The following is a 5,403-nucleotide window of genomic DNA, read 5'->3' as shown; positions in this document are numbered from 1 at the left end:
TTGTCCGGCGGTGTCCTACTCTCCCACACCCTCCCGAGTGCAGTACCATCGGCGCTGGAGGGCTTAGCTTCCGGGTTCGGAATGTGACCGGGCGTTTCCCCTCCGCCATGACCGCCGTAACTCTATCGACATGTCAAACAACCACAACCACACCAAAACATTGGTGGGGTGTTGTTCGTTTGTCGGGAGTTGCACAGTGGACGCGTAGCAGCTTGGTAGTCAAGTCCTCGGCCTATTAGTACCGGTCAACTGAACCCGTTACCGGGCTTACATTTCCGGCCTATCAACCCAGTCGTCTAGCTGGGGGCCTTACCCACCCGAAGGTGGTGGGATACCTCATCTTGAAGCGAGCTTCCCGCTTAGATGCTTTCAGCGGTTATCCCTTCCGAACGTAGCTAACCAGCCGTGCCCCTGGCGGGACAACTGGCACACCAGAGGTTCGTCCGTCCCGGTCCTCTCGTACTAGGGACAGCCCTTCTCAAGTATCCTACGCGCACGGCGGATAGGGACCGAACTGTCTCACGACGTTCTAAACCCAGCTCGCGTACCGCTTTAATGGGCGAACAGCCCAACCCTTGGGACCTGCTACAGCCCCAGGATGCGACGAGCCGACATCGAGGTGCCAAACCATCCCGTCGATATGGACTCTTGGGGAAGATCAGCCTGTTATCCCCGGGGTACCTTTTATCCGTTGAGCGACACCGCTTCCACATGCCAGTGCCGGATCACTAGTCCCGACTTTCGTCCCTGCTCGACCTGTCAGTCTCACAGTCAAGCTCCCTTGTGCACTTGCACTCAACACCTGATTGCCAACCAGGCTGAGGGAACCTTTGGGCGCCTCCGTTACCCTTTAGGAGGCAACCGCCCCAGTTAAACTACCCACCAGACACTGTCCCTGAACCGGATAACGGTCCGAAGTTAGATACCCGAATCAACCAGAGTGGTATTTCAAGATTGCCTCCACCCCAACTGGCGTTGGAGTTTCACCGGCTCCCACCTATCCTACACAAGCTAACTCAGATACCAATGTCAAGCTATAGTAAAGGTCCCGGGGTCTTTCCGTCCTGCCGCGCGTAACGAGCATCTTTACTCGTAATGCAATTTCGCCGGGCCTGTGGTTGAGACAGTGGGGAAGTCGTTACGCCATTCGTGCAGGTCGGAACTTACCCGACAAGGAATTTCGCTACCTTAGGATGGTTATAGTTACCACCGCCGTTTACTGGCGCTTAAGTTCTCCGCTTCGCCCCGAAGAGCTAACAGGTCCCCTTAACGTTCCAGCACCGGGCAGGCGTCAGTCCATATACATCGAATTACTTCTTCGCATGGACCTGTGTTTTTAGTAAACAGTCGCTTCCCCCTGCTCTCTGCGGCCATACAACGCTCCACCCGCGCGGGGCTTCACGTCTCCGGCCCCCCTTCTCCCTAAGTTACGGGGGCAATTTGCCGAGTTCCTTAACCACAGTTCGCCCGATCGCCTCGGTATTCTCTACCTGACCACCTGTGTCGGTTTGGGGTACGGGCCGCTCAGAACTCGCTAGAGGCTTTTCTCGGCAGCATAGGATCACTGACTTCACCTGAATCGGCTCGGCATCACGTCTCAGCCTATATGTGCTGCGGATTTGCCTACAGCACGGCCTACACGCTTACCCCGGCACAACCACCGGCCGGGATCAGCTACCTTCCTGCGTCACCCCATCGCTTGACTACTACCCGCCAGGTTCCCACGCTCCCCACCCTCAACCCGAAGGTCTTGGATGGATTGGGTGGTTAGCACAACGAGGTTCATCAGGGTCGCTCTTTCGCGGGTACGGGAATATCAACCCGTTGTCCATCGACTACGCCTCTCGGCCTCGCCTTAGGTCCCGACTCACCCAGGGCGGATTAGCCTGGCCCTGGAACCCTTGGTCATCCGGCGGAAGGGTTTCTCACCCTTCTTTCGCTACTCATGCCTGCATTCTCACTCGTGCCGCGTCCACAACTAGGTCACCCCGTTGCTTCACCCCCGGCACGACGCTCCCCTACCCACCCACACACCTGCACCAGATATCAAGACCTGGCGAGGTTATTGTGTGAGTGCCACAGCTTCGGCGGTGTGCTTGAGCCCCGCTACATTGTCGGCGCGGAACCACTTGACCAGTGAGCTATTACGCACTCTTTAAAGGGTGGCTGCTTCTAAGCCAACCTCCTGGTTGTCTATGCGACCCCACATCCTTTTCCACTTAGCACACGCTTAGGGGCCTTAGCTGGTGATCTGGGCTGTTTCCCTCTCGACTACGAAGCTTATCCCCCGCAGTCTCACTGCCGCGCTCTCACTTACCGGCATTCGGAGTTTGGCTGATTTCGGTAAGCTTGTGGGCCCCCTAGACCATCCAGTGCTCTACCTCCGGCAAGAAACACGCGACGCTGCACCTAAATGCATTTCGGGGAGAACCAGCTATCACGGAGTTTGATTGGCCTTTCACCCCTAACCACAGGTCATCCCCCAACTTTTCAACGTTGGTGGGTTCGGCCCTCCACGCGGTCTTACCCGCGCTTCAGCCTGCCCATGGCTAGATCACTCCGCTTCGGGTCTAGAGCATGCGACTGAATCGCCCTATTCAGACTCGCTTTCGCTACGGCTCCCCCACACGGGTTAACCTCGCCACATGCCACTAACTCGCAGGCTCATTCTTCAAAAGGCACGCCGTCACCCCGCAAGGCTCCGACGGATTGTAGGCGAACGGTTTCAGGTACTATTTCACTCCCCTCCCGGGGTACTTTTCACCATTCCCTCACGGTACTCGTCCGCTATCGGTCACCAGGAAGTATTTAGGCTTACCAGGTGGTCCTGGCAGATTCACGGCAGATTTCAGGAGTCCGCCGCTACTCGGGAACACCCACAGGAGACCAGCCACTTTCACCTACCGGACTCTCACCGCCTACGGTCAGCCTTTCCAGACTGTTCGGCTAGCAACTGGCTTTGTAACTCCTCGAGTGCGTGTCAGCACACTCAGCAGGGTCCCACAACCCCGACCACGCAACCCCTGACAGGTATCACACGCAGCCGGTTTAGCCTCCATCCGCTTTCGCTCGCCACTACTCACGGAATCACTCTTTGTTTTCTCTTCCTACGGGTACTGAGATGTTTCACTTCCCCGCGTTCCCTCCACACACCCTATGAGTTCAGGTGCGGGTGACACCACATGACTGGTGCCGGGTTTCCCCATTCGGACACCCTGGGATCACAGCTTGGTTGACAGCTCCCCCAGGCCTATCGCGGCCTCCCACGTCCTTCATCGGCTCCTGGTGCCAAGGCATCCACCGTTCGCCCTTGACAACTTGACCACAAAGATGCTCGCGTCCACTGTGCAATTCTCAACAAACGACCAACCCACAACCCGATCCGCCCCACACCTACGACCCCACCCAAGGGGATCCCGGTTTGCGAGGCCAGGCCATGCCTGGCGCCGGCGAAACTCATCCGTTCCGCTCACGGCTCTGAAAGACAACCACCGGTTGTTCTTTCAGGACCCAACAGGGTGCTCTACATCCCCCCCAGCCGCACCAGGACTTCGTTCCACACCACCACGAAGGTGGCCGTACTAGAAAGAACCCGACCGTTGCCGAGGAAAGACTCACCAGTGTCTCCGCCATTGAGCACCCCGACCCGACATTCGCGGGCCGCGGGCTCCATACCGTCTTTCGACGGATGGTGCTCCTTAGAAAGGAGGTGATCCAGCCGCACCTTCCGGTACGGCTACCTTGTTACGACTTCGTCCCAATCGCCAGCCCCACCTTCGACGGCTCCCTCCCTTACGGGTTGGGCCACCGGCTTCGGGTGTTGCCGACTTTCGTGACGTGACGGGCGGTGTGTACAAGGCCCGGGAACGTATTCACCGCAGCGTTGCTGATCTGCGATTACTAGCGACTCCGACTTCACGGGGTCGAGTTGCAGACCCCGATCCGAACTGAGACCGGCTTTTTGGGATTCGCTCCACCTCACGGTATCGCAGCCCATTGTACCGGCCATTGTAGCATGCGTGAAGCCCTGGACATAAGGGGCATGATGACTTGACGTCATCCCCACCTTCCTCCGAGTTGACCCCGGCAGTCTTCGATGAGTCCCCGCCATAACGCGCTGGCAACATCGAACGAGGGTTGCGCTCGTTGCGGGACTTAACCCAACATCTCACGACACGAGCTGACGACAGCCATGCACCACCTGTCACCGGCCCCGAAGGACCCCCCATCTCTGGAGGATTTCCGGCGATGTCAAACCCAGGTAAGGTTCTTCGCGTTGCATCGAATTAATCCGCATGCTCCGCCGCTTGTGCGGGCCCCCGTCAATTCCTTTGAGTTTTAGCCTTGCGGCCGTACTCCCCAGGCGGGGCGCTTAATGCGTTAGCTGCGGCACAGGGAACCGGAGAGGCCCCCCACACCTAGCGCCCAACGTTTACAGCGTGGACTACCAGGGTATCTAATCCTGTTCGCTCCCCACGCTTTCGCTCCTCAGCGTCAGTATCGGCCCAGAGACCCGCCTTCGCCACCGGTGTTCCTCCTGATATCTGCGCATTTCACCGCTACACCAGGAATTCCAGTCTCCCCTACCGAACTCTAGCCTGCCCGTATCGACTGCAGGCCCGCAGTTGAGCTGCGGGTTTTCACAGTCGACGCGACAAGCCGCCTACGAGCTCTTTACGCCCAATAAATCCGGACAACGCTCGCGCCCTACGTCTTACCGCGGCTGCTGGCACGTAGTTGGCCGGCGCTTCTTCTGCAGGTACCGTCACTTACGCTTCGTCCCTGCTGAAAGAGGTTTACAACCCGAAGGCCGTCATCCCTCACGCGGCGTCGCTGCATCAGGCTTCCGCCCATTGTGCAATATTCCCCACTGCTGCCTCCCGTAGGAGTCTGGGCCGTGTCTCAGTCCCAGTGTGGCCGGTCGCCCTCTCAGGCCGGCTACCCGTCGTCGCCTTGGTAGGCCATCACCCCACCAACAAGCTGATAGGCCGCGAGCCCATCCCAGGCCGAAAAACTTTCCACCACCAGTCATGCGACCAGAGGTTGTATCCGGTATTAGCCCCGGTTTCCCGGGGTTATCCCAAAGCCTAGGGCAGGTTGCTCACGTGTTACTCACCCGTTCGCCGCTCGAGTACCCCGAAGGGCCTTTCCGCTCGACTTGCATGTGTTAAGCACGCCGCCAGCGTTCGTCCTGAGCCAGGATCAAACTCTCCAACAAAAAATCAGAGAAAATCCTGACAACAAAAAAGTTGCCAAAGGAATCCCAACCAGCCAGACCACAGCCTGACCAGTCCGGGGTATCAAACAAATTGGCACTGGCTTATCAAGCACCCTGTTGAGTTCTCAAAGAACAACCACACACCATCCAGAAGCCCCACCACCGCAGGACCCCCATCCGGGGCA

Annotated in this window: 3 rRNA genes; all 3 read right to left on the bottom strand. The window is 58.2% G+C overall.

Going from position 1 to position 5,403, the window contains the following annotated elements:
- Positions 1-2 precede the first annotated feature (2 nt).
- A 5S ribosomal RNA gene (gene rrf / locus ONA70_RS34470) occupies positions 3-119 on the bottom strand.
- Between the two features lie 96 nt (positions 120-215).
- Positions 216-3,324, bottom strand: a 23S ribosomal RNA gene (locus ONA70_RS34465).
- A gap of 378 nt (positions 3,325-3,702) precedes the next feature.
- A 16S ribosomal RNA gene (locus ONA70_RS34460) occupies positions 3,703-5,218 on the bottom strand.
- Together the 16S, 23S and 5S rRNA genes form the textbook arrangement of a ribosomal RNA operon.
- Positions 5,219-5,403 lie beyond the last annotated feature (185 nt).

This window comes from Micromonospora yasonensis (genome assembly GCF_026013475.1).
GTDB classification, from domain to species: Bacteria; Actinomycetota; Actinomycetes; order Mycobacteriales; family Micromonosporaceae; genus Micromonospora; species Micromonospora yasonensis.
Note: the sequence above shows the minus strand (reverse complement) of the source record. Positions and strands in the feature narration are given on the sequence as shown.